Below are 24,965 nucleotides of genomic sequence, written 5' to 3'. Positions count from 1 at the left end.
GACATGCGATCGGTGCGACGGGGATCAGCGCGGATGCGATCGGGGCTGGCCGCGGCGGTGTGCGCCCTCGGGGTGGCCACGGCCCTCGCGGGGCCCGCGCTGGTGGGCGGCGGGGGCGGCGGCTCCCAGGAGCCCCAGCCGTCCCAGCGGTCCGGCCTGGGGCCGCACTCCGTGGGGGCCGGTACCGAGGCCGCGGCGGAGAGCTGTGAGAAGCCGGAGGCGAGCCTGCGGCCGTCGTCGGCGAGCGGCCCGGCCATCAAGCGGATCAAGGAACGGGAGATCAACGGGCACAAGGTCGGCAAGCTGATCGCGGGCGTCGACCAGAACAGCTACCGCTGGGGCTATCGCGACCCCGCCACCGGTGAGCTGACCGGATTCGACATCGACCTCGTGCGCGCGATCGCCAAGGACATCTTCGGCGATCCGGACGCGGTCATCTATCGCACCATTCCGACCAGTCAGCGCATCAAGGCCCTCCAGCAGGGCAAGGTGGACATCGTGGTGCGCGCCATGACCATCAACTGCGACCGGATCAAGGACGTGGCCTTCTCCACGGCCTACTTCCAGGCCGGACAGCAGGTGCTGGTCCCCGACGACTCGTCCATCACCGGCTACAACACGACCCTGCGCGGCAAGAGGGTCTGCACGGCGCACGGTTCGACCGCCGAGGCCGTGCTGGACGACCCGGAAAAGGGCGTCAAGGCACTCGGCGCGATCAAGGTCAAGCTCGTCCCCAACCAGCTGGACTGCCTGGTCAGACTGCAGATGGGCCAGGTGGACGCGGTGATAACGGACAATGCGCTGGCGGCGGGCCAGGCCGCCCAGGACCCCTCCGTCAAGCTGGTCGGCCCCCGATTCACCGACGAGTTGTACGGCGTGGCGATGAACAAGAACGACGACGACCTGGTACGCCGTGTCAACAAGGTCCTGGCGGACTACCGCAAGGGCGGTGCCGACAGCCCCTGGCAGCGCGCCTACCGCACCTGGCTCGCAGAGGACTTCGGCAGCACACAGCGGAACCCGGCGCCTCCGGATCCGCTGTACAAGGACTAGAGGGAGTTATGGATTAGCGCCCGGTTCAGACGCGTAAGGATGTCGCAGCAGACGGATCACGCCTGACGGATACGGACACGGATGACGGACACGGACTCGGAGAGGTGATCGATGGGGGTCCCGGGACCCTTCCCCGGCGCCGCGGGGACACCCGAGGGGCCGGTCATGGGCCGCGAAGAGGTGGACCGTGCGCTGGCGAGGCTCGGCGCCGAGCACGAGGCGATCGAGACGTCGCTGCTCGCCCTCCAGGACCACGCGGGCAGAAGGCTGCTCGAAGGCGCCGAGCTGACGGGCGTCACCAAGGACCGGTGGGCCACCACCGAGCAGGCCATCTCCCTGCTGTGGAGCTATTTCGACGCGTACACCGACGCCCTCCGGCGCGCCCGCGAGGTGCGCTCCCGGCACCGCTGGTCCACCCCGGGCGAACTGGCCGAGCTGACCGAGCTGCTGCGCGGCCCCGGCATCACCCTGCCCAGCACCGCCACACTCACCGGAACGCCGCTGCTCAGCGAGCAGTTGAGCCTGGACCGGCTGGTCGACCGGATGAACCGCTGGTATGCCGAGGCGCTGGACGTCATCGTCACGGCCGACGCCGTGTGGTCCGCGCTGCCCGCCCGGATCGACATGCTCTCCGCCGAGCTGCACCGCACCCGTTCGCTCGCCCACTCGGTCGGGGTGCGGCCCGGTGAGCACCCCTCGGGCGACGACCTGGAGCAGATCACCGCCGAGCTGACCGCGCTGCGCGCCGAGGTGGTCTCCGATCCGCTCGCCTTCTGGAAACCGGCCGCCGGGAGTTCGGCGCCCGGCGGCGGCATCCCCGACACCGTCCGCTACGACCGCGCCGCCCGCGCCCTGGACGACGTACGGCGCGAGATCGAGGCCGTCCTCGACGTCCGGCAGGACGCGGAGCGGCGTCTGATGCGGCTGCGCGATGTGCTGTCCCGCGCCGATCGCACCCTCGCGGAGGCCCGGCAGGCGCGCGGTGAGGTGCTGGCGAAGATCGCGGCGTCCGAGGTGCCCGCGGTCAGCGGCCCGCCGACCGCCCTGCACGAGCAGCTGGTCGCGGCCGCCGACTACCGGCGGCGCTCCCAGTGGCACCGGCTCTCCCCGCTGCTGGAGAGCCTGGAGCAGCGCGCCGACGACGAACTGCTGCGGGCCCGTGAGTCGTTGACGGCGGTGACCGCGCCGCTCGCGGTCCGCGCCGAGCTGCGCGGACGGCTGGACGCGTACAAGGCGAAGGTCGCCCGGCACGGCATGGCGGAGGACCCGCTGCTGGTCGAGCGGTACGACGCGGCGCGCCGGATGCTGTGGAGCGCCCCGTGCGATCTGCGCGTCGCCGGGCAGGCGGTCCTGCGCTACCAGCAGGCGGCCGCCGAGGCGTTGACACCCCGGCAGCCGGACCCGGCCGATCGCAGTCCCGCCGATCACGGCAGCGAGGGGGAGCGGTATGAGTGACACGGTCACCTGCCAGCGGCGCGAGTGCGGCGGGTCGTACGAGGACATGGGCGGCGGCGAGCTGTACTGCGACACCTGCGGGATGGCCCCGGTGGTCTCCCCGCAGGGCATGGTGAGTTCACCGCCGACCGGCGTCGCCGCCGGGGGCCATGGCTCGGCCTCGGCCTCGTCGTCGTCCAGCACCTCTCGATCGTCCCGGCCGTCCCGGTCGTCGTCGTCCCGCCGCTCGGTGTCCGGGCGGCTGTCCCGCTCCTCCTCCGGGCGCTCCTCGCGTTCGGTCTCGGTGCGCGGCTCCGGCTCCACCTCGACCCCCTCGGGGCGGAACGCGCTGGGCGCGGGCCTGGTCAGCGTCCCGGAGGTGCCGCGCCCCGATCCGCGTACGGCGGTGCTGGCCGACCCCGAGGTGCCGGAGCGCAAGCGGTTCTGCAGCCGGGGCGACTGCGGGGCGCCGGTGGGCCGCGCCCGCGGCGACCGGCCGGGCCGCACCGAGGGGTTCTGCACCAAGTGCGGCCACCCCTACTCGTTCGTGCCGAAGCTCGGCCCCGGCGACATCGTGCACGGGCAGTACGAGGTGGCGGGCTGCCTGGCGCACGGCGGGCTCGGCTGGGTCTATCTGGCCATCGACCGCGCGGTGTCGGACCGCTGGGTGGTGCTCAAGGGCCTGCTGGACACCGGCGACGAGGAGGCGCTGGCGGCCGCCGTCTCCGAGCGCCGCTTCCTCGCCGAGATCGAGCACTCCAACATCGTCCGGATCTACAACTTCGTCGAGCACCTCGACCAGAACACGGGCAGTCTCGACGGCTACATCGTCATGGAGTACGTCGGCGGCAAGTCCCTCAAGGACATCGCCAACGGGCGGCGCTCCCCGGACGGCAGGCGCGAGCCGCTGCCGGTCGAGCAGGCGTGCGCGTACGGGATCGAGGCGCTGGAGGCCCTCGGCCATCTGCACAGCCGCAATCTGCTCTACTGCGACTTCAAGGTCGACAACGCCATACAGCAGCAGGACCAGCTCAAGCTCATCGACATGGGCGCGGTCCGGCGGATGGACGACGAGGACAGCGCCATCTACGGCACCGTCGGCTATCAGGCCCCGGAGATCGCGGAGCAGGGCCCCTCGGTCGCCTCGGACCTCTACACGGTGGCGCGCACGCTCGCCGTGCTCACCTTCGACTTCCAGGGCTATACGAACGTCTTCGTGGACAGCCTCCCGGACCCCGAGCACATCGAGGTCTTCCGGCGGTACGAGTCCTTCTACCGGCTGCTGGTGCGGGCCACCGACCCCGACCCGGGGCGCCGGTTCTCCTCCGCGCAGGAGATGTCCGACCAGCTGACCGGTGTGCTGCGGGAGGCCGTGGCGCTGCAGACCGGGCGGCCGCGGCCCGCGCTGTCGACCCTGTTCGGGCCGGAGATCCGGGTGGTGGACTCGGAGTTGTTCGCCGAGCACGGCCAGGATGCGTCCCTGCTGGGCGGCCGGGCGGCGGGCCGGGGCGCGCCGCCCGGCGGGCCCGTACCGCCGCAGGGACCGCCGCAGGGCCTGCCGACGCTGCCGCTGGCCGCCATCGCGCCGCTGGACACCCGGGCCGCCGCGCTCGCCCTGCCGGTGCCGCTGGTGGATCCGTCCGATCCGAACGCCGGTTTCCTGGCCGGGCTGCTGTCCGCCCCGCCCGCCGAGGTCGACGCGGCGCTGCCCACCGCGCCCGTCGACTCGCCCGAGCTGCGGCTGCGCCGGGTGCGCGCCCTGCTGGAGCTGGGCCAGGCGCGGGAGGCGGGCGTCGCGCTGACCGGTCTGGAGGCCGCGTACCGCGACGACTGGCGGATCGTCTGGTACCGGGGGGTGCACGCGCTGGCGATCCGCGACCACGAGACGGCCGCGCTGTCCTTCGACGCCGTCTACGACGCGTTCCCCGGGGAGCCCGCGCCCAAGCTGGCGCTCGGCGTCTGCGCCGAGGTGCTGGGCCAGCTGGACAACGCGGCGGAGTACTACCGGCTCGTCTGGGCGACCGATCCGAGCTTCGTGTCCGCCGCCTTCGGGCTGGCCCGGGTCCGGCTGTGCTCCGGGGACCGGGCGGACGCGGTGCGGGTGCTGGAGTCGGTCCCGGAGTCGTCGATCCACTTCACGGCGGCCCGGGTCGCCGCGGTCCGGGCCCGGCTGCGCCAGCGTGCCGCCTGGGAGGGGCTGTTGGCCGATCTGACGGCGGCCGCCCTCCAGGTCGAGCGGCTGGGCGAGTTCGGCCTCGACGCGGTGCGGCGCGAGCGGCTGTGCACGGAAGTCCTGGGCAGTGCGCTGGATTGGGTACTGTCCGGCAGCAGCGGCGCGCCGCCGGGCCAGACCCGGCCGCCGCTGCTCGGCAGCAGCCTGGACGAGCGCGGGCTGCGGTTCGGACTGGAGCGCTCGTACCGGGTACTCGCCAGGCTCGCGCAGCGCGGCGAGGAAAGGATCGAACTGGTGGAGCGGGCCAACCGCTACCGCCCCAGGACGTGGGTGTGATCGATGTCGCAGATGCCACAGCTACCGCAGCTGTCAGCCTGCCCGACCTGTGCAGAGCCGCTGGAGGCGGGAGACAACTACTGTGGCGGGTGCGGGGCCGACCTGTCGGCGGCCGTGCCGTCCCCGCGGCGGGAGCCTGAGGACTACCCGCTGGCAGCCCCGACGCCGCCCCCGGTAGCCGACCCGCGGACCTCGGCGGCGCTCGACGCCCCGCCCCCGCCGGGACCCGGCACGCAACCGACCACCCCCGCCGGTGCGCCGACCGGCCCGCACCCGCACACTCAGACACACACTCAGACGCACACGCACACCAGTACACGCACGGCAGCGAGCGCGGGCACCGGCACCGGGGCGGACCCCCGGCAGCCCGGCGGCGAGAGCCGCCCCCGGTGCGCCGCGTGCCAGGAGGGCACCATCGACAGGGACGGATACTGCGAGCACTGCGGGCACGCGCAGGCGCGTGAGCGCGACCATATGGAGCGGGAGTTGGCGGGCGTCGCCGCGGCCAGTGACCGCGGCCTGCGCCACCACCGCAACGAGGACGCGTTCTCGGTGGCTACCGCCGCCCTTCCGGACGGCTCACCGGCCGTCGTCGCGGTGGTCTGCGACGGGGTCTCCTCGGCCACCCGCCCGGACGACGCGTCAGCGGCGGCCGCCCACGCGGCGGAAGAGTCGCTGCTCACCTTGCTCCCCCGGGGCACTCACCCCCAGGAGGCCATGAACGAGGCGATCGTGGCCGCCGCCGAGGCGGTCTCCTCGCTCGCCCTGGAGCCCGGCGTGCCGGCCCAGCACGAGGAGAACCAGCGCTATCAGAACGCTCCGGCCTGCACCATCGTCAGCGCCGTGGTCACCGGCGGGATGCTCACCGTCGGCTGGATCGGTGACAGCCGCGTCTACTGGGTGCCCGACGACCGGACGACCCAGCCCGCCCGGCTCACCGAGGACGACTCGTGGGCGGCCCAGATGGTGGCGGCGGGGCTGATGTCGGAGGCCGAGGCGTACGCGGACGAGCGGGCGCACGCCATCACCGGCTGGCTCGGGGCGGACGCCTATGAACTGGAGCCGCACACCGCCTCGTTCAAGCCCGACCGGCCGGGGGTCGTGGTGGTGTGCACCGACGGGCTGTGGAACTACGCCGAGTCGGCGGAGGAGATGGCCCGCGCGGTGCCGCCGGACGCCCGGGGCAGGCCGCTGCAGAGCGCGCGCGTCCTGGTGGGCCACGCCCTCAACGGCGGGGGCCACGACAACGTAACAGTGGCCGTGGTGCCGTTCCCCGCCGCGCCGGGAGGGGCAGGATCGGCCTGACGGCCCGAGGGGGGACGGGCTCCGGCCCGGAGGGGTAAGCGGGCTCCGGCCCGCGGGGCGGCTCCGGACGCCATCGCTCCGCCCACGTTCTCGCGGCACGACGCTATGCCCGTACGTCCCTGTGGAGTGCCAAGGAGCGGATCAGATGGCCAATTTCTCCAAGTCCCAAGCGCCGCGGTTCTCGGTCGACGTCTATCAGAACGAGTACCTCCCGGAGGGAGGCCGTGAGGTCAACGCGATCGTCACGGTCACCTCGACCGGCGGCGGGACGACCGGAGGGATACCCATCTCCGCTCCCGTCGCCGCCCCGGGCCAGTACGCCCAGGGCGGCGGCTCCACCGGCGCGGCCGTGGTGATCATGGTGGACTGCTCCGGCTCCATGGACTATCCGCCGACCAAGATGCGCCACGCCCGCGACGCGACCGCGGCCGCGATCGACACGGTGCGCGACGGGGTCGCCTTCGCCGTGATCGCGGGCACCCACAAGGCGGTCGAGGTCTTTCCGGGCAACGGGAGGCTGGCGATCGCCGATCCGCACACCCGCGCCGAGGCCAAGGACGCGCTGCGCGGGCTCTCCACGGGCGGCGGCACGGCGATCGGCACCTGGCTGAGGCTCGCCGACCGGCTGCTGGGCGCCGCCGATGTCGCGATCCGGCACGGCATCCTGCTCACCGACGGCCGCAACGAGCACGAGAAGCCGGAGGAGTTGCGGGCCGCGCTCGACGCCTGCGCGGGCCGCTTCACCTGCGACGCCCGAGGGGTGGGCACGGACTGGGAGGTCAAGGAGGTCACCGGGATCGCCTCCGCCCTGCTCGGAACGGCCGATATCGTGGCGAACCCGGCCGAACTGTCCGCGGATTTCACGCGGATGATGGCGACGGCCATGCGGAAGGAAGTCGCGGACGTGCACATGCGGCTGTGGGCCCCGGTGGGCGCCGAAGTGGTTTTTGTGAAACAGGTCGCACCCACGGTCGAGGATCTGACCGGGCGGCGCACCGAGGCCGGACCGCGCTCCGGCGACTACCCAACCGGGTCATGGGGGGACGAATCCCGCGATTACCACGTGTGTCTGCGGGTTCCGGCGGCGGAAATCGGCCAGGAAATGCTCGCGGCCCGGGTCTCTCTCGTCCTGCCGCAGCCGGACGGCCAGAGCCCTCCGGCCCCGCTGTCCCAGGGGCTCGTCCGGGCCGTGTGGACGGCCGACATGACCGCCTCCACCTCGATGAATCCGCAGGTCGCGCACTACACGGGCCAAGCCGAACTGGCACAGGTCATCCAACAGGGCATGGATGCGCGTAAGTCCGGCGATGTCGAGGGAGCGACCGCCAAGCTGGGAAGGGCCGTACAGCTGGCGAACACCTCGGGGAACAGAGACACGGCGAAACTGCTTGCGAAGGTGGTGGATGTGGTCGATGCGGCGGCAGGTACTGTGCGACTGAAAGCGAAGGTCGCGGAGGCGGACGAGATGACACTCGAAACACGCTCCACCAAGACAGTCCGCGTCAAGAAGTAGCACGAAGAGATCGCGTTACGGCAGAAATGCCAAGAACGGCACAAGAGGGGGATCACCGACATGCCGACTTGCCCTAACGGCCACCAATCGGCGGCCGACGACTGGTGCGAGGTGTGTGGCCACCGGATGTCGGGGACACCCATGCCCTCCGGCCCCGTCCCGCCGCCTCCGCCGCCCCCGCCGATGCCCGGCGGCTACGGCTACCCGGCCCCGGGCGGCCCGCCGCCCCCGCCCGGCGCGCCCTCCAGCGGCTACGGCTACCCCAGCCCCGCCCCGGCGCCCCCGCAGCCGGGCGGCTACCAGCCGGAGACGTGCCCGCAGTGCCGTACGCCGCGTGAGGCGCAGGCGCCGTTCTGCGAGGAGTGCCGCTACAACTTCCTGACGCAGCAGCCCACCTCGTACGCCCCGCCGCCCCCCGGACAGGGCGGTTTCCCGCCGCCGCCCGGACCGCCGCAGCCGTACGGGCAGCAGCCGTACGGGCAGCCGCCGCAGGGTCCGCCCGGGCAGCCGCAGCCGCCGCACGGCCAGCAGCAGCCGCCGCACCAGACCCACGGCGGCGACTACCAGGCCTCGCGCCCGTCCCAGGTCAACCGCCCTGCCGAGCCGCTGTCGCCGTCGCAGCCGAACCAGTCCTCCGGCCCGGCCTTCGGCTCCGCGGAGGACGACTGGCCGCTGGCGCCGCCGCAGGCGTCGGCGGGCGGCGCCCCGCCGCCCCCGGCTCCGGCCCCGCCACAGCAGCAGGGTTACGGCTACCCCCAGGCGCCGCAGCCGCCCGCGCCCCCGGCCCCGTCCTACGGCAACGAGGCGTACCAGGGCCCCGGCGCACCCCCGCCGCCCGGCCCGCCCGGCCCGCCCGGCCCGTACGGACAGGGCGGCGGCCACACGCCCCCGCCCCCGGCCGGACCGGCGAACTGGACGGCGGTCGTCGCGCCGGACCGTGACTACTTCACGGCGATGATGCACCGCAGCGGCCCGGAGGCCGCCGGGCTGAACCTCCCGGCGTACTCCCCCGAGCAGCAACTGCAGCTGGGCGGCCAGCAGATCACCATCGGCCGCCGCCGCCACAGCACGGGCGAGGCCCCGGACATCGACCTCGGGCGCGCGCCCGAGGACCCGGGCGTCTCGCACCAGCACGCGGTCCTCGTCCAGCAGCCGGACGGCGGCTGGGCGGTCGTCGATCAGGACTCGACGAACGGCACGACGATCAACGGCGGCGAGGAGCCGATCCAGCCGTACGTCCCGATCCCGCTCCAGGACGGCGACCGGGTGCACGTCGGCGCCTGGACGACGATCACCGTCCGCCGAGGCTAGGGCCCAAGCGACACATGGGCCGGGGCACTTCGCCCCGGCCCATGTCTCATCTGGCGAGGTCCGCGCCCAGCGGCCAGGCGTACGCGCCCTCCGCGTCGTCCAGCCAGGCCCACTGCCGCTCGCCCCGCACCGTCACCCCGTAGCGCTCGCGGCCCGGCCGCCCCTCGTGCTCCCACAGCGCCAGCGCCTCGACCGGTTCCAACTGGCCCGCGGCCACGTTCAGCAGGAAGCGGAACGAATCGTCCAGCAGCGGCCACGACGGCAGCCCGTGGGTGGGAACGGGCCCCGGCTCCCCACTGCCGCGCAGCGGGACGAAGTACGCGGGAGTGGCCAGAAAACGGCCCTCCGCATGCCGGGCGTCATGGACCCGCAGCACGATCAGCCCGGTGGCCAGCGGCATCAGCACCAGCGCCCCGGGCCGGCACTGACCGAGCCACGCGGACGGTACGGACGGCACGGCACACGTCGCGATGATCCGGTCGTAGGGGGCCCGCGCGGGAGCGCCGCGCGCCCCGTCACCGGTGACGACGGCCGGACGGAAGCCGGCCGCGGCCAGATGTCTGCGGGCGGCCTCGGTGATCTCCGGGTCGAGGTCGACGGTCGTCACCCGGGTGTCGCCGAGCCGGTGGGCGAGCAGCGCCGCGTTGTAGCCGCTGCCCGCGCCGATCTCCAGCACCCGGTCCCCGTCCCGTACCCGCAGCGCGTCGAGCATCCGCGCCATCAGGGACGGCTGGCTGCTGGAGGAGAGCAGCTCGCCGTCGCGCACCCGCGTCGCCAGGGGCGCGTCGGCGTACGCCCCGGCCAGCCAGCGGGCCCGGCGCAGCGGGTCCCGGTCGTCCCGCCACAGCCGGGTGGTGAGCCCCGCGCCGCCCGCCGCGTCCGCCGCGCCCGCTTCGTAGTAATACGGCACGAAAAGATGGCGCGGGACCGCCTCGAACGCCGCCCGCCACCGCGGATCGGTGAGCCCGCCGCCCGCCATGATCTCCCGGACGAGCCCGGCGCGCGCCACGGCGGCCGCGTCGGCATGACGGTCGGGCCGGTCGCCCGTACGTCCGCGCCCGCCGCCCGTCTCCGTCACGCCCGCGCCGCCCATGCCTCCACTGTCCTGCGGCCGGGCCGGGCCCGCTACAGGTCCGCCGGGTCCTACGCCCCCTTACCTAGGGCGGGCTGTCTGAGAGCATGGAGGCGTGAAAGATATTCCGCGCGGCACACTTCAGGAGCAGACCTTCTACGAGCTGGTCGGCGGCGAGCCGACCTTCCGGCGCCTGGTGCGACGCTTCTACCAAGGCGTCGCGGAGGACCCGCTGCTCCGGCCGATGTACCCCGAGGACGATCTGGGCCCGGCGGAGGAGCGGCTGGTGCTCTTCCTCATGCAGTACTGGGGCGGGCCCCGCACCTACAGCGACAACCGCGGCCATCCGCGGCTGCGCATGCGCCACGCGCCGTTCACCGTGAACCGGGCGGCGCATGACGCCTGGCTGCGCCATATGCGGGACGCGGTGGACGAGCTGGAGCTGGCGCCCGACTTGGAGCGCCAGCTGTGGAACTACCTCACCTACGCGGCCGCCTCCATGGTCAACACCGAGGGCTGAGACCACCCGGAGCCGCCCAGGGCCGGGACCGCCTAGGCGGGCGTCACGGACAGCCCGGGCAGCCCCGACGTACGCACCGCGATCGAGCCGTACGGAGTACGCAGCCGCAGCCAGCCGCCCGCGGCGAGCAGGGCCAGCGGCTCGGCCGCCGGGGCGAGGGCGGTGGCACCACGGGAGCCGGTGGCGGCACCCGCGCCCGCGCTCGCCCCCCGCGCGGGGCGCAGGAAGCCCAGCGACTGGGCGGCGTGCACGGCGCGCAGCGGCAGTCCGGTGTCCCCGAGCGTGCGGGACCAGATCTCGTGGCCGATACGGTCGCGCTCGGCGCGCGTACGGCGCTCCTCGGGGAGCGCCTCGTCGCGGGCCCGGAACTCGGCGACCGCGGCCGCGACCGCCCGGCGCACCTCGTCCGTGCCGGGCAGCTCCGCCTCCCGGCGCCAGCCGCCGCGCGGCGGCAGCACTCCGGCCCAGGGCGGGCCGGTGACGGCCTCCGGCACGGCGACGGTGAGCCCGCCGGACGCCGTCCGGCCGGTGCCCGCCGTGTCCAGCGCGTCGGCGAACTGACCGGCGGAGACGGTGGTGTCCAGCGCCCCCGGTCCGCCGGGCGCCCCGGCCTCCGAGGCACCCGCGGTGCCGACGGCTTCCAGCCGTGCCGTGCGGATGGCCAGCACCTCGAAGGACGGCGGCCGGCCGAAGACGGCCAGCACCCCGCCGCCCGCCTGCAGCCGGACCGCCGCGGCGCGGTCGTAGTGGATCAGCCGGGCCAGGAAGGCGGCGAGGTCGGCCGCCTCCCCGGCGTCGGCGAAGTGGAGCTGGTTCCCGAATGCCGTCATACGGTGACGGCCCCCTCGGCTGACTTCCCGGCGGACTTCCCGGTGCCCGGTTCGGGCTCCAGGTAGTCGGTCAGGAAGCTCTCCTCCTCGGACGTGACGCGGCGCGGCCGGCCCGCTTCGAGGTCGAAGGGGACGATGCGGGTGGCGGCCCGCACGTACACGGTCTCCTCGTCCTTGATCTCGTAGCGGAGGTTGATGTAGGCGGCACGGATGTCCGTCACCCAGGTCTCGATGCTCACCGGCGTGTGCCGGTGGACGAGCGGCTTCAGATAGTCGATCTCGTGCCGGGCCACGACCACCCCGCCGGTGAACGCGTCACTCCCGTTCCCCGGCGCCAGCCGCCACATGAAGTCGACGCGCGCCTCTTCCAGATAGCGCAGGAAGACCACGTTGTTGACATGGCCGAACGCGTCCATGTCGAACCAGCGCAGGGGGCAGGAGTAGATGTGCCGGGCCATGCGATCAGCCCCGGGTGAGCTTCTTGTAGGTGGCGCGGTGCGGACGGGCGGCGTCCGGGCCGAGCCGCTCGATCTTGTTCTTCTCGTACGACTCGAAGTTGCCCTCGAACCAGAACCACTTGGAGTCGCCCTCGTACGCCAGGATGTGGGTGGCGACGCGGTCGAGGAACCAGCGGTCGTGGGAGACGACCACGGCGCAGCCGGGGAAGTCGAGCAGCGCGTTCTCCAGGGAGGACAGGGTCTCCACGTCGAGGTCGTTCGTCGGCTCGTCGAGGAGCAGCAGGTTGCCGCCCTGCTTGAGGGTGAGCGCGAGGTTGAGGCGGTTGCGCTCACCGCCGGAGAGCACCCCGGCCGGCTTCTGCTGGTCCGGGCCCTTGAAGCCGAAGGCGGAGACGTAGGCGCGGGACGGCATTTCGACCTGGCCGACGTTGATGTAGTCCAGCTCGTCGGAGACGACGGCCCACAGCGTCTTCTTGGGGTCGATGTTGGCGCGGCTCTGGTCGACGTAGGAGATCTTGACGGTGTCGCCGACCTTGATCTTGCCCGCGTCCGCGGTCTCCAGGCCCTGGATCATCTTGAAGAGCGTGGTCTTGCCCGCGCCGTTGGGGCCGATGACGCCCACGATGCCGTTGCGCGGCAGGGTGAAGGAGAGGTCATCGATGAGGACCTTCTCGCCGAACGCCTTGGAGAGATTCTCCACCTCGACCACGACGTTGCCCAGGCGCGGGCCCGGCGGGATCTGGATCTCCTCGAAGTCCAGCTTCCGGGTCTTCTCGGCCTCGGCCGCCATCTCCTCGTAACGGCTCAGCCGGGACTTGGACTTGGCCTGGCGGCCCTTGGCGTTGGAGCGGACCCACTCCAGCTCTTCCTTGAGGCGCTTGGCGCGCTTGACGTCCTTCTGCCCCTCGACCTTGAGGCGGGCCTGCTTCTTCTCCAGGTACGTGGAGTAGTTGCCCTCGTAGCCGATGGCGCGGCCGCGGTCCAGCTCCAGGATCCACTCGGCGACGTTGTCCAGGAAGTACCGGTCGTGGGTAATGGCCACGACGGTGCCCGCGTACTTGGCGAGGTGCTGCTCCAGCCACTGGACCGACTCGGCGTCCAGGTGGTTGGTGGGCTCGTCGAGGAGCAGCAGGTCGGGGGCCTCCAGCAGCAGCTTGCAGAGCGCGACGCGGCGCTTCTCACCACCGGAGAGCTTGGTGACCGGCGCGTCGCCGGGCGGGCAGCCGAGGGCGTCCATGGCCTGCTCCAGCTGGGCGTCCATGTCCCACGCGTTGGCGTGGTCCAGGTCCTCCTGGAGCTTGCCCATCTCCTCGAGCAGCGCGTCGCTGTAGTCGGTCGCCATCTGCTCGGCGATCTCGTTGAAGCGGTCGAGCTTGCCCTTGGTCTCGGCCACGCCGTCCTGGACGTTCTCCAGCACGGTCTTGGACTCGTCCAGCGGGGGCTCCTGGAGCAGGATGCCGACGCTGTAGCCCGGCGAGAGGAAGGCATCGCCGTTGGACGGATGCTCCAGACCGGCCATGATCTTCAGCACCGTCGACTTACCGGCGCCGTTGGGACCCACGACACCGATCTTCGCGCCGGGCAGAAAGCTCAGCGTGACGTCGTCGAGGATCACCTTGTCGCCGTGAGCCTTGCGCGTCTTGCGCATGGTGTAGATGAACTCAGCCAAGAGAAACCGTCCGGCAGTCTGGTAGGTATCGATCTGCGGCCCGCGCCGCATGGGTGCATGCGGGCTCCGCCGCGTCCAGGGCAGAGACACCCCACCCCATCTTGCCGTACGGCAGGCCCGAGGCGGAAACCCATTGCTCGCCGCCCCGGCCCTTCCTCACCGTCCGTCGTCAGTAGTCACTCCACCGACGGTCACTCGCCCGTGGGGGACTTCTTCTTCCGGACGAAGAAGATCGCGGCGCCTCCGACCACGACGAGCGCTATGGCGATGCCCGCGATCACCGGGGTGGTGCTGCTGCCGCCGGTCTCGGCGAGGTCACCGCCGGTGTCGTCGACGGCGGTGGTGTCACCGCTGACGACCTCGCCGGTGCCCCCGGCCGACGCCGGGCCCGCCTTGGTGGAGGGGCTGTCACTGTCGCCGCCGGTCGCGGTGCCCGCGGTCTCGCAGTCGAGGACCCCGGAGAAGGACTTCTTGAAACCGTTCGGGCCCCGGACGCTGAACGTGTAGCTCCGGTCCTCGTTCACCGGAACGGTGACGGTCTTCGACTGACCGGCCTCGACCGTGTACTTCTGGTTCAGCAGCGAGAACGTGAACGCCTCGTCGCCCTTGTTGGTCGCCGTGACGTCCACACCGCCCTCGGCGCAGTCCTTCTCGGCGGTGACGGCCGGGACCGCGCCCTCCTCCGCCCAGTGGGCGGTGGCGGAGGCGGAGACGGTGCTCTCGCTGGAACCGGCGAGTATCTGGGTCTGGCTCTTGGTGTCGCTGGAGAACGCGCGGCCGACCGAAACCTTGGTGGCGGCCTGGGCGGTCAGCGAGATGGAGCCGTCGTCCGCGCCGGACGGCACGTCGACGTAGACCTCGCCGCCGTTGGCGGCGCTGGTGATCGTCTTGCCGCTCTTGTCGACGAGCCTCGCGCCGGATTCGACGGCCTCGGTGCCCGGGGTCAGGGTGACGCTCTCGGCGTTGGTGCGGACCGTGACCGGACCGATCGGCTCACCGGCCTTGCCGGAGACGGCGGACGGTTCCAGGCTCAGCGAGGCCTTGGGCTCGGCCAGGTTCCGCGCGCTCTTCTCCAGGTAGTCGGCGAGCTTCTCGGCCGCCGGGTCGACCGCGTCGACCTTCGCCCGGTCGGAGAAGCGCCAGATGGCGACCTGCGTACCGGCGGCCGCGGTCTTCTCGGTGAGGGCGCCGGAGCCCGCCTTCGAGGCGAGTTCGGCGAGGTCGTTCACCTGGGGGTAGGAGTTCTGCAGAATCCAGTTGATCTTGCCCGCTTCGCGGTTGTTGGCCAGTGAGGTCTGACTCCAGGGCTTTTCCTCGTACTTGGCCTTGCTCTGCGTCGGGTTGTGCAGATCGATGCAGTACGTCTGAATGCTGCCGCCGTTGTCGACCGCCATCTCGAAGAGACCGGCGCCGACCTCCTGGTCGCCCTTGCCGCCCTTTTCGTGGATGACCGCCTTGTCGAAGGTCTTGAGGCCGCTCAGCGTGGTGGTGGCCCCACCGCTTCCCGGAGGCACCTCGTCCGCGGCGGCGGCGCCGGCGCCGGCTATCGCGCCCACGGCGACCAGCCCAGACGCCAGAACGGCGGCCGCGAATCGGGCGGCACCCCGCCTCTTCACAGAAATCATGGTTTCCCCTCCGGGCGAGCGCCGGTCAGTCGGTGCGCATCGCCAGCGAACTCAAAACTCAGTAACCCCCGTTGGGCACTCAGGGATCCTAGGGAGCGAAAAGCCGCGTGATCCCCGATTGGACCTGACCCCAACCGATCCGAATCGGAATTGTTATCTCGCCCACAGACCCCAAATGACCTGGGATTATCGATAAATCCCCCCTGGTCACGGCGACGTTGCCCCGGTCGGTGCGTTTAAAAGCGGTTTGGCCTGTGAGACTCGCCGGAAGGCGGAGGTACCGCGCGTGAGGTCGTGCCCGACCGCCACCGCGTCGATCTCCGCGGTGACCCACCGCTTGGGTCCGCTCTCCCCCTCCCCCGCGCCCTGCCGGGCTCCCTCCCGCTCCCGCTCCTTTTCCCGCTCACGCACCCGCAAGGTGCCATGGACCAGCAGCGGTTCGCCGAGTGTCACCGAAGCGGCCACGTTCGCCGCGAGGGTGCGCCAGGCCCAGACCGTATAGAAGCTCGTGTACGCGTCCACCCAGCCGTCGCTCTTCCGGTCCCAGCGGCGCACCGTCGCCGCCAGCCGGAACCGGGCCACCGCGACCCCGGCCGCCGTCTCCCAGAAATCCGGCCGCGTCGCCGCGTTCCCCAGCACCGTCGTCCAGGTCTCGTTCATGCCCGCTCCCCCGCTCTCCCGCGCTCCCCCGGCGGCCCACCGGACCGCCGACCCCCATGCTGCCCGCGATCCGCGCCCCTCGCCGGAGCCTGTGCACAACCCCCAGGCTGTGGATAACCCGCGCCCTCGTTCCGGTGAAGCGACCCGGTGAGCCCCGACCGCCCTCAGCCCTCCCCCGCCGCGATCACGTACTGCGCCCGCACCTCCCGGTACCGCGCCAGCTCCGCGCCCACCGGCCCCAGCACCCGCGCTCGCCCGCAGCCCACCGCCGCGTCCCGCAGCCGGGTCTCCGCCGCCTGGCCGTACCGCCGCGCGGGCCCCCTCGCCGCCAGCCCGCACGCCCACGCCAGCCCCGTCCCGGCCAGCGCGCCGCCCGCCGCCAGCGCCACGGGCGCCCACCACCCCGGCCCGCCGAACAGCCCCGCCACGGCCCCCACCAGCCAGACCGCCGCCACCACCTGGAGCACCAGCAGCGCCACCTGGGCCCCCGCCATCGCCGACCACCACGCGGGCCGGGTGAGGCACTGTCCGCGCCGCGCCGCCGCCACCGCCTCGTCCACCGCCTCCGGCAGCCCCCGGCCGCCCCAGCCCGCCGCCTCCCGCACCGCCTGTGCCCAGGGCCCGGGCAGCCCGGCCGTGGCCTCGTCGGCGAGTGTGCGCACGGCCTCCTCCACCGCGGGCCGGGCCGTGACCGCCTCCCGCTCCGCCGCCTTCGCCCGCGCCCCCGGGGCCTCCCGCTCGTCCTCCGCCCGCCCGCCGCCGGGCCCGCGCCCCCGTACCAGCCGCCCCCACGGCGTCCCGCACGCCCACTGCGCGTCCCGCAGCCAGGCCCGCTCCGCGGCCTGCCCGGCCGCCGCCGCGCCCGCCGCCTCCGCCAGCCGGTCCTCGAACGCCGCCCGCGCCCGGCCGGTGAACCCGGCCGGTGAACCGTCCGCCACGTACTGCGGCCGCAGCCGCGCGGTCGTGCCGTCCACGTCCGCCGCCAGCCGCCGTTCCGCCGCGCCGCACTCGGCCGCGAGCCCGCCCAGCATGTCCCGCAGCTCCCCGACGCCCTCCCCGGTGAGCGCGGACAGGGCGAGCACGGCCGCGCCCGGCTCCCCGTGCTCGCCGAGCGCCAGCCCGTCCTCGTCCAGCAGCCGCCGCAGATCGTCCAGCACCTGATCGGCGGCGTCGCCCGGCAGCCGGTCCACCTGGTTGAGGACGACGAACGTCACCTCCGCGTATCCGGCGAGCGGCCGCAGATAGCGCTCGTGCAGCACCGCGTCCGCGTACTTCTCGGGATCCACCACCCACACCACCGCGTCGACCAGCCCCAGCAGCCGGTCCACCCGGTCCCGGTGGCCCGGGGCGGCCGAGTCGTGGTCGGGCAGGTCGAGCAGGACGAGACCGCGCAGCGCCGGGTCGTACGGATACGCCGGGCGGCGGCGGTCCACGGGCGGGATGCCGAGCCGGTCCAGCAGCCCGTCGGCGTGATCGGTCCACGCGCAGGAGAGCGGCGCGGCGGTGGTCGGCCGCCGGATCCCGGCCTCGGAGAGCGGCGCCCCGGCGAGCGCGTTGAAGAGTGTCGACTTACCGCTTCCGGTGGCCCCCGCGAGGGCGACGACGGTGTGCCCGAGCGGATGCCGTCCGCGCGCGGCGGCCTCGTCCAGCACCCGCCCGGCCCCGGCGAGGGTGCGTCCGTCCAGCCGGGTGCGGGAGAGCCCCACGAGCTGGCGCAGGGCGTCCAGGCGCGGCCGCAGACTCCCGGCGGCGAAGCTGCGGGCGCCGGGCCCGAAGGGTCGCTCGTACGAGGCGTACGCCTCGTAGGCCTCATACGTCTTATAGGGATCGCCCGAGCAGTAGTCGCCGGAGCGGTAGTCACCGGACCGGAAGTCACCGGCCCGGTAATCGTCCGACCGGAAGTCGCCGGACCGGTAGGGGACGCAGGACGGCTCGCGGGTCTGCCGCGCGTCATCGGTCCCGTACGGCTCGCACCGCTCGCCCTCGGGAGCGGTCCGTGCCGCCGGTGCCGCCGGGCCGGGCACCTCCCGGGGGGCGCGGCGGGCGACCCGCCGCCCGGCGCGCCGGGCGATCAGCCCGTCGTCCCACGTCTGCCGCGCCCGCACCACACCCTCGGCGCCCGCGTCGCCCCCGTGCCCGCACTTGTCCCCGCCGTCGAGACCAGCAGCAGTAGCCGCCACGTCGGTCACCTCTCCTTCTGCAGTAGGGACAGCGCGGCGATCAGCTGGACCTGGTGGTCCGGGGTCACGTCCAGCGCGTCGAGCGGCGCGAGCCGCCGGTCGCGCTCCGCCTCCAGGGCGCGCGCGACGCAGCCGTCCAGCAGCCGTCCGCCTCGGTCGCCCAGCCGCAGCGCGCGGTGCGCGCCCAGCGTCTCGGCGAGCCGTTCGCCCGCCTTACGGGCCCGCCGCCCGCCCAGCAGGGAGGCCACCAGGAAGGCGGCGACCTCGTCGGACGCGTCGGGCCCGGCGCCGTCGGGGACGCGGGCGCGGGTCTCCTCCTCGGCCAGCTCCTCGACGCAGCGCCGCCAGCGCCGTACGGCCACGCCGATCCGCTCCCCGGCCTCGCGCGCGTCGGCCGGGGCGAGCCCGGTACGGGCGGCGGGGTCCCGCTTCCCGGCCTCGGCGATCCGGTCGTCGGCGGCGGCCGCCGCGCTGCGCAGCAGGGTCGCGAGGGAGTCGGTGAGCGCCGTAAGAAGCTCATCGGGGGTGCTGTCGTGCGGCTGGCCGTGCCAGTGGGTGAGCGCGCCGCCCGCGAGGGCCGCGCCCGCGGCGATCTCCCGCCGCACCCGCTCGGCCGCCTCCCCGTACGCCCCCTCGACCCGCTGGACCAGCCGCACCGCCGCGGCGTGCTGGGCCGCGGCCGCCCCGGCCAGTGCGGGCATCCGGGCCTGGAGCGAGGCGAGGACACCGGCCGCGGTGCGGGCGGCGGCGACGGTACGGGCCTGCGGGTCCTGGGCGTGCCGGGTGAGCCAGTCGCGCAGCGCGGCGACGGCGGTGGCCGGGAGCAGTCCGCTGCCGCCGCCCGCCGACTCGGGAAGCTCGGGGATGGTGAAACGGGGCACATCGCCGAGCCCGGCCACCGTGAGGAGCGCGGCGTACTGACGTGAAACTTCGGCGGCGACCTGGTGCGGAACCCGGTCCAGCACGGTGACAAGTGTCACGTCGTACTCCTTCGCGGTCCGCAGCAGATGCCAGGGGACGGCGTCGGCGTACCGGGTGGCCGTGGTGACCAGCACCCAGATGTCGGCGGCGCAGATCAGCTCGGCCGCGAGATCGCGGTTGCGGGCGACGAGCGAGTCGATGTCGGGCGCGTCGAGCAGGGCGAGCCCCCGGGCGAGTCCCGGGTCGGTCTCGATCCGCAGCGCCGCGGGCCCCTCGCCCTCCCGGGCCCGTTCCTCCTCGTCGTACGGGCCCTCGGCGCGGTCTCCCTGGGCCGGTACCCAGACCCGGGTGAGCTGCGGCAGCACCCGTTTCCCGGCGAACCAGGAGTGATCGTCGGGGTGACAGACCAGCACCGGGGTACGGGTCGTCGGCCGCAGCACCCCGGCCTCCGTGACCCGTCGACCGACCAGGGAATTGACCAGAGTGGACTTCCCTGCTCCGGTAGATCCGCCGATCACCGCCAGCAGAGGCGCTTCGGGGGCACGCAACCGGGGCACGAGGTAGTCGTCCAGTTGAGCGAGCAACTCGGCACGGCTGCGGCGAGCGCGGTCGGCACCGGGAAGGGGGAGCGGAAAGCGTGCGGCGTCAACGCGGTCACGCAGAGCGGTCAGCGCGTCGAGCAGCCGGGGCCGTACGTCCAAGATCGCCACATGCGAAGAATGCCCGGTTTTGATCTCTTTTTGAAGCGTATGGTCACTCGTGCGCGTCAAAGAGACCCACCCGGATCACCTCAGATCGGACATGAGGCAGGCGGGGCGGACGGGGCTCAGGCATAACGAGTAGACAACACCCGCCGTTTGGGGCGTGAAAAACGATGCGAGTTTCGTACCTGCCTGCGATTATCGGACCGCTTCACTGAACCTCCACAACGTGCCACGGAGGTGAAGCAACCGGGGCGAGGCGCAGGGAGCCCTATCCTTGTCCCCGGCAAGGTCACGGATCCGCCGCGCCCGGCCACCGGCACCACGGCCGCACCGCGGGCCCGTCGGCACCCGGGGGCTCAGCAGTTCCAGGCCCACCACCGGCCCCCGTAGCTCAGTGGATAGAGCAGGCGCCTTCTAAGCGCTTGGCCGCAGGTTCGAGTCCTGCCGGGGGCGCCACTGGCTCACCGCCCCGGCGCGCTGGGGGGCGCCGCGTCGCCGAGGGAGAGCAGCAGCTTCCGCATCAGCTGCGACAGCTGCTCCTGCTCCGTCCGGTCCAGGGCGCTGAACAGGCGTTCCCCGTTGCGGATATGCCCCTCCACCGCGTTGTCCACCAGCTCGAACCCCTCCTGGGTGAGTGAAATCACCATGCGGCGGCGGTTGGTGGGGTCGAGTTCGCGGTCGACCAGGCCGCGATTCACCAGCCGGTCGACCCGGTGGGTCAGCGCCGGCGGCTTGATCATCATGGTCGCGGCCAGGGCTTTCGGGGACAAGGCGTACGGCGGACCACTGCGCCGCAATGTTGCGAGTACGTCAAATTCCCAGCGCTCCATGCCCTCGGCGTCGAGGTGTTCCACCACCCCCCACTCGACGAGCCGGGTCGCGCGGAAGAGCCGCCCCATCATTCCCATGGACCAAGGGTCCAGGTCAGGGCGGCTTTCCGCCCACTGCTGAAGGATGCGGTCGAGCGCGTCCTCGCCCTCCTCACGCACCTGTTCGTGATGCTCGTTCACCTCGCCGGTCCCGTCTCTTCGAGGTGAGTTCAACATCGAACTATTTGACATGGAGCAAGCCTGCTTTCTACGGTCAGTGGCTGTCAGACAGCTCTGGGTACGCAACGGGGGCACAACCAGGCGGGCCCTTGAGCACACAACCCTCGTCCATGCCCCTTGCCTGCGCCAGGCCCGGGATCCGTTCCGGGCCACAGCCCGGGCGGGGCCATGGCCCGGGGGAGACCACCGAAGACCTGAACAGACCAGTCTCGTCATAACTGCTTGATCTCATCCGCCGGCGTTCGCATCCGAAAGCCATCGCCGGAAGCCATCAACAGAGACAGCGGGAAGGTTTTTCATGCCTGTCGGAAACCACGCCACCCTGCCTGCGCTCCTTCGAGCACAGGCCGCCGCACGGCCCGACGACATCGCCGTCGTCGCCGGCGACACCCACCTCACCTATGGGGACCTCCTCGACCGGAGCACCCGTTTAACTCTTCGGCTCCAGAAGTCCGGCGTAGGCCGTGACCACCGGGTGGGGCTCTTCGCTGATCCGTCACTCGACCTCATCGTCGGCGCGTGGGGCATCCTGAGCGCCGGAGGCGCGTATGTGCCGCTCTCCCCGGACTATCCCGAGGAGCGGCTGCGCTTCATCATCGACAACGCCCGCGCCCACGTCATCGTCTGCCAGCCGCATCTGGCCGACCGGCTGCGCCAACTCGCCCCGCCCGAGACCCTCGTCCTCACGGTGGACGAGGCCCTGACCGAGCTGCCGAGCGGGTCGCCGCCAACCCAGCCGGACCCACAGGAAGAGCCGCGGCCGGACGGGCTCGCCTACGTCATCTACACCTCCGGGAGCACCGGCAAGCCCAAGGGGGTGATGGTCGAGCACCGCAGCATCGCCGCCCAGCTCGGCTGGCTCCAGGAATCCGGTCATCTCGGCGGCGGCACCGTCATCCTCCAGAAGACCCCGATGAGCTTCGACGCCGCCCAGTGGGAGATCCTCGGCTCGGCGTGCGGCGCCCGCGTGGTGATGGGCGCCCCGGGCGTCTACCGCGACCCGGAGGGGCTGATCGACACGATCGACCGCCACGGGGTGACCACGCTCCAGTGCGTCCCGACGCTGCTCCAGGCCCTGGTGGACACCGAGCGGCTGGGCGACTGCACCAGCCTGTCCCGGGTGTTCAGCGGCGGCGAGGCGCTCACCAGAGCACTGGCCTCGGAGTTCTTCGCGACGCTGCCGACGGCGCGGCTGGTGAACCTGTACGGACCCACCGAGTGCACCATCAACTCCTCGGCGTACGAGGTGGCCCCGGCCACCGTGGACGACGAACCCACCGTCATCCCCATCGGCGCCCCGGTCGCCCGCACCGGCTACCACGTGCTGGACGAGAGCCACCGGCCCGTGCCGCATGGCGAGACCGGTGAGCTGTACATCTCCGGTGTCCAGCTCGCCCGCGGCTATCTGCACCGGCCCGAGGTGACCGAGGAGCGCTTCACGCACCTCGCGCTGGACCCCGGGCAGGACCCGGTGCGGCTGTACCGGACCGGCGACCTGGTGTCCCAGGCGCCCGACGGCATCGTCCACTTCCTCGGCCGGACCGACAGCCAGGTCAAGCTGCGCGGCTACCGCGTCGAACTGGACGAGGTCGCCCGCACCATCGAGAACCACGCCTGGGTCAAGCGGGCCGCCGTCCTGGTCAAGGACGATCCGCGCACCGGCTCCCAGAACCTCGTCGCCGCCGTGGAGCTGAACCCCAAGGAAGCCGCCCTGATGGACCAGGGCAACCACGGCTCCCACCACCAGTCCAAATCCAACAAGCTGCAGGTCAAGGCCCAGCTCTCCAACCCCGGGCTGCGTTCGTCCGAACAGCTCACCGGGCGGACCCAGGTGGACCTTCCCGGCCGCGACGCGAGCCCGGAGCTGCGCCGCGAGGCGTTCGCCCGCAAGACCTACCGCTTCTACGAGGGCGGGGACACCAGCCGGGCACGCATCCTCAAGCTGCTCGACCACGGGGTGGACCCCTTCGCGTCCCGGCCGCTCGGCGATCTGACCCTCAGCGGTCTCGGCGCGATCCTGCGCTCCTTCGGGCAGTTCCACAGCGAGGAGCGGCTGCTGCCGAAGTACGCGTACGCCTCGCCCGGCGCGCTGTACGCGACCCAGATGTACCTGGAGATCGCGGGCATCGGCGAGCTGGCGGCCGGTATCTACTACTACAACCCGCTGGACCACCAGCTCGCGCTGATCCGCACGGTGAAGGGTGACGGATCCCCGCGACTGAAGGTCCACTTCGTCGGCAAGCGGCAGGCCATCGAGCCCGTCTACAAGAACAACATCGGCGAAGTGCTGGAGTTCGAGACGGGCCATATGGTCGGCCTGTTCGAGCAGGTGCTGCCCGCCCATGGCCTGGCCATCCATCCGGACGGGTTCCATCCGGAGCTGCTGCCGCAGTTCGACGTGGCCGAGGACGACCACTACCTGGGCACCTTCGACATCCGGCAGAGCGACGGCCGTCAGCCGGACGACCCCACCGAGGTCTACCTCCAGGTGCACCCCGGGAAGGTCACCGATCTGCCGGGCGGTCAGTACCGCTACCGGTCCGGCGACCTGGAGAAGATCTCCGACGAACTGGTGGAGAAGAGGCATGTGATCGCCATCAACCAGGCGGTCTACGAGCGCTCCAGCTTCGGCATCAGCGCCGTCAGCCGGGCCACCGAGCCCTGGCTGGAGTACATCGCGCTCGGCAAGAAGCTCCACCACCTCCAGGCCAACCAGCTGGGGCTGGGCCTGATGTCCTCCGGCTACAGCTCCAAGACCGGCCATCCGCTGCCCGCCGCACGGCGTCTGGACGCCATCCTGACCGAGTGCTCGATCCCGACCGGCGCCTCCTACTTCTTCGTCGGCGGCCGAATATCGGCCGAGCAGGAGGCGAGCGAGGGCATGGGCGAGGACATCGTCCATATGAAGGGCCCGACCGAGGTGATCAGGGACGACCTGGCCTCCTATCTGCCGGACTACATGCTGCCCAACAAGGTCGTCGTCCTGGACGCGCTGCCGCAGACGGCCAACGGGAAGATCGACGTCAAGGCGCTGGCCGGCTTCGACGAGATGTCCCAGGGGCTGGAGAGCCGGGAGTTCGTGGCCCCGGAGACGGACATCGAGAAGGCCCTCGCCGAGCTGTGGGGCGCGGCGCTGAAGTACGAGCCCGTATCCACCGAGGACAACTTCTTCGAAGCGGGCGGCAATTCGCTCATCGCCGTGACCCTGGTCAACCGCCTCAACAAGCGATTCGGGACCAAGCTGCCGGTCCAGGTGCTCTTCGACGCGCCCACGGTCAGCCGTCTCGCCCCCCATGTCGACGGCACCGCCACCGGGGAGATATCCCGCTTCCTGCGGCTGCACCCCGAGGGCGGAAAGTCGCCGGTCTTCTGCTGGCCGGGACTCGGCGGCTATCCCATGAACCTCCAGCAGCTCGCCTCCGGCGCGGATGTCAACCGGCCGTTCTACGGAATCCAGGCGCACGGCATCAACGACGGCGAGACGCCGTACCCGACGATCCGGGACATGGCCGCGGCGGATGTGGCCGAGATCCGGAAAATCCAGCCGGAGGGCCCCTACACCCTGTGGGGCTATTCCTTCGGCGCCCGGGTCGCCTTCGAGACCGCGTGGCAGCTGGAGGACGCGGGGGAACGGGTGGAGAACCTGTTTCTGATCTGCCCCGGAAACCCCAAGGTCCGGGAGACGGAGGGGAAGCAGTACGGGCGTGAGGCGACGTACCGCAATCCGGCCTACCTCACGATCCTCTACTCCGTCTTCACCGGCGGAATCAGCGGGCCCGACCGCGATCGGTGCCTCGAAACGGTCCGGCACGAGGACGAGTTCGTGGCGTTCATCCATGAACTCCTCCCGCAATTGGACGAAGCGCTCATCCGCCGGATCACCCGGATCGTGGAAGCGACGTACGAATTCGAGTACAGCTTCCGCGAACTGGCCGAGCGCAAGCTGAACACGCCCATCACCATCTTCAAGGCCACGGGCGACGACTACTCGTTCATCGAGGACAGCTCGGGCTATTCCGCGACCCCGCCGACCACGGTCGAGCTGGTCGGGGATCACTACAGCGTGCTGAAGAAGAAGGGGGTCGGCGAACTCATCTCGGCAATCCACACCCGCCTCGACAACTGATCCCCCAACTGATCCTCACGGAGGAA

The 24,965-nt window shown here is 72.2% G+C and carries 17 protein-coding genes and 1 tRNA gene; 9 read left to right on the top strand and 9 right to left on the bottom strand.

The window, feature by feature from the left end; genetic code table 11:
* The first annotated feature begins 3 nt into the window (after positions 1-3).
* The 6 genes from ACFV9T_RS31630 to ACFV9T_RS31605 all read left to right on the top strand — a co-directional run bounded on the left by ACFV9T_RS31630 (position 4) and on the right by ACFV9T_RS31605 (position 9,125).
* Positions 4-1,053, top strand: a complete 1,050-nt coding sequence (locus ACFV9T_RS31630; RefSeq protein WP_385445883.1) for a glutamate ABC transporter substrate-binding protein — start codon at positions 4-6, stop codon at positions 1,051-1,053.
* A gap of 111 nt (positions 1,054-1,164) precedes the next feature.
* Positions 1,165-2,508, top strand: coding sequence for a hypothetical protein (locus ACFV9T_RS31625; RefSeq protein ID WP_385445882.1), 1,344 nt, complete (start codon positions 1,165-1,167; stop codon positions 2,506-2,508).
* The gene (locus ACFV9T_RS31620) at positions 2,501-4,996 is read left to right on the top strand and encodes a tetratricopeptide repeat protein (RefSeq protein WP_385445881.1); all 2,496 of its coding nucleotides are present in this window, start codon (positions 2,501-2,503) and stop codon (positions 4,994-4,996) included. Before ACFV9T_RS31625 ends, ACFV9T_RS31620 begins: the two co-directional genes overlap by 8 nt.
* A gap of 3 nt (positions 4,997-4,999) precedes the next feature.
* A complete protein-coding gene (locus tag ACFV9T_RS31615; protein ID WP_385445879.1) occupies positions 5,000-6,301 on the top strand; it encodes a PP2C family protein-serine/threonine phosphatase in 1,302 nt (433 codons plus the stop codon).
* A gap of 145 nt (positions 6,302-6,446) precedes the next feature.
* Entirely contained in the window at positions 6,447-7,814 is a 1,368-nt protein-coding gene (locus ACFV9T_RS31610; RefSeq protein WP_385445878.1) for a VWA domain-containing protein, read from the top strand.
* A 60-nt stretch (positions 7,815-7,874) separates the two neighbouring features.
* Positions 7,875-9,125: an FHA domain-containing protein gene (locus ACFV9T_RS31605; protein ID WP_385445877.1), complete on the top strand. Its 1,251-nt coding sequence runs from the start codon at positions 7,875-7,877 to the stop codon at positions 9,123-9,125.
* Positions 9,126-9,171: 46 nt separating this feature from the next.
* Here the strand turns inward: ACFV9T_RS31605 and ACFV9T_RS31600 are convergent, their stop codons facing one another.
* Complete coding sequence (locus ACFV9T_RS31600; protein WP_385445876.1) at positions 9,172-10,218, bottom strand: methyltransferase domain-containing protein; 1,047 nt, start codon at positions 10,216-10,218, stop codon at positions 9,172-9,174.
* A 94-nt stretch (positions 10,219-10,312) separates the two neighbouring features.
* Between ACFV9T_RS31600 and ACFV9T_RS31595 the strand changes: the two genes are divergently transcribed.
* Entirely contained in the window at positions 10,313-10,717 is a 405-nt protein-coding gene (locus ACFV9T_RS31595) for a globin (RefSeq protein ID WP_385445874.1), read from the top strand.
* A gap of 32 nt (positions 10,718-10,749) precedes the next feature.
* Here the strand turns inward: ACFV9T_RS31595 and ACFV9T_RS31590 are convergent, their stop codons facing one another.
* From ACFV9T_RS31590 to ACFV9T_RS31560, 7 genes are all read right to left on the bottom strand, one after another.
* Positions 10,750-11,547 carry a hypothetical protein gene (locus ACFV9T_RS31590; RefSeq protein WP_385445873.1) on the bottom strand — a complete coding sequence of 266 codons (798 nt, stop codon included), beginning with the start codon at positions 11,545-11,547 and terminating at the stop codon, positions 10,750-10,752.
* Complete coding sequence (locus tag ACFV9T_RS31585) at positions 11,544-12,005, bottom strand: acyl-CoA thioesterase (protein ID WP_385445872.1); 462 nt, start codon at positions 12,003-12,005, stop codon at positions 11,544-11,546. Before ACFV9T_RS31585 ends, ACFV9T_RS31590 begins: the two co-directional genes overlap by 4 nt.
* A 4-nt stretch (positions 12,006-12,009) precedes the next feature.
* On the bottom strand, positions 12,010-13,674 hold the full coding sequence (gene ettA, locus ACFV9T_RS31580) for an energy-dependent translational throttle protein EttA (protein ID WP_385445871.1): 1,665 nt from the start codon (positions 13,672-13,674) through the stop codon (positions 12,010-12,012).
* A gap of 191 nt (positions 13,675-13,865) precedes the next feature.
* Positions 13,866-15,299 (bottom strand): Cys-Gln thioester bond-forming surface protein, encoded by a 1,434-nt coding sequence (locus ACFV9T_RS31575; protein WP_385445869.1) that lies wholly within the window; start codon positions 15,297-15,299, stop codon positions 13,866-13,868.
* Between the two features lie 207 nt (positions 15,300-15,506).
* Positions 15,507-15,959, bottom strand: a complete 453-nt coding sequence (locus tag ACFV9T_RS31570; RefSeq protein ID WP_385445868.1) for a single-stranded DNA-binding protein — start codon at positions 15,957-15,959, stop codon at positions 15,507-15,509.
* A 164-nt stretch (positions 15,960-16,123) separates the two neighbouring features.
* Positions 16,124-18,148, bottom strand: coding sequence for a GTPase (locus tag ACFV9T_RS31565; protein ID WP_385445867.1), 2,025 nt, complete (start codon positions 18,146-18,148; stop codon positions 16,124-16,126).
* On the bottom strand, positions 18,145-19,761 hold the full coding sequence (locus ACFV9T_RS31560) for a dynamin family protein (protein WP_385445915.1): 1,617 nt from the start codon (positions 19,759-19,761) through the stop codon (positions 18,145-18,147). The genes ACFV9T_RS31565 and ACFV9T_RS31560 overlap by 4 nt, the downstream gene beginning before the upstream one ends.
* 383 nt (positions 19,762-20,144) lie before the next feature.
* Between ACFV9T_RS31560 and ACFV9T_RS31555 the strand changes: the two genes are divergently transcribed.
* A tRNA-Arg gene (locus tag ACFV9T_RS31555) sits at positions 20,145-20,220 on the top strand.
* Positions 20,221-20,225: 5 nt separating this feature from the next.
* Here ACFV9T_RS31555 and ACFV9T_RS31550 read toward each other — a convergent pair.
* Entirely contained in the window at positions 20,226-20,774 is a 549-nt protein-coding gene (locus ACFV9T_RS31550) for a MarR family winged helix-turn-helix transcriptional regulator (RefSeq protein ID WP_385445866.1), read from the bottom strand.
* Positions 20,775-21,111: 337 nt separating this feature from the next.
* On the opposite strand from ACFV9T_RS31550, the gene ACFV9T_RS31545 reads away from it, so the two are divergent.
* Complete coding sequence (locus ACFV9T_RS31545) at positions 21,112-24,939, top strand: amino acid adenylation domain-containing protein (protein ID WP_385445865.1); 3,828 nt, start codon at positions 21,112-21,114, stop codon at positions 24,937-24,939.
* The last annotated feature ends 26 nt before the right edge of the window (positions 24,940-24,965 follow it).

It is taken from the genome of Streptomyces sp. NPDC059850 (assembly GCF_042731515.1).
Taxonomy (GTDB): Bacteria; Actinomycetota; Actinomycetes; order Streptomycetales; family Streptomycetaceae; genus Streptomyces.
Note: the sequence above shows the minus strand (reverse complement) of the source record. Positions and strands in the feature narration are given on the sequence as shown.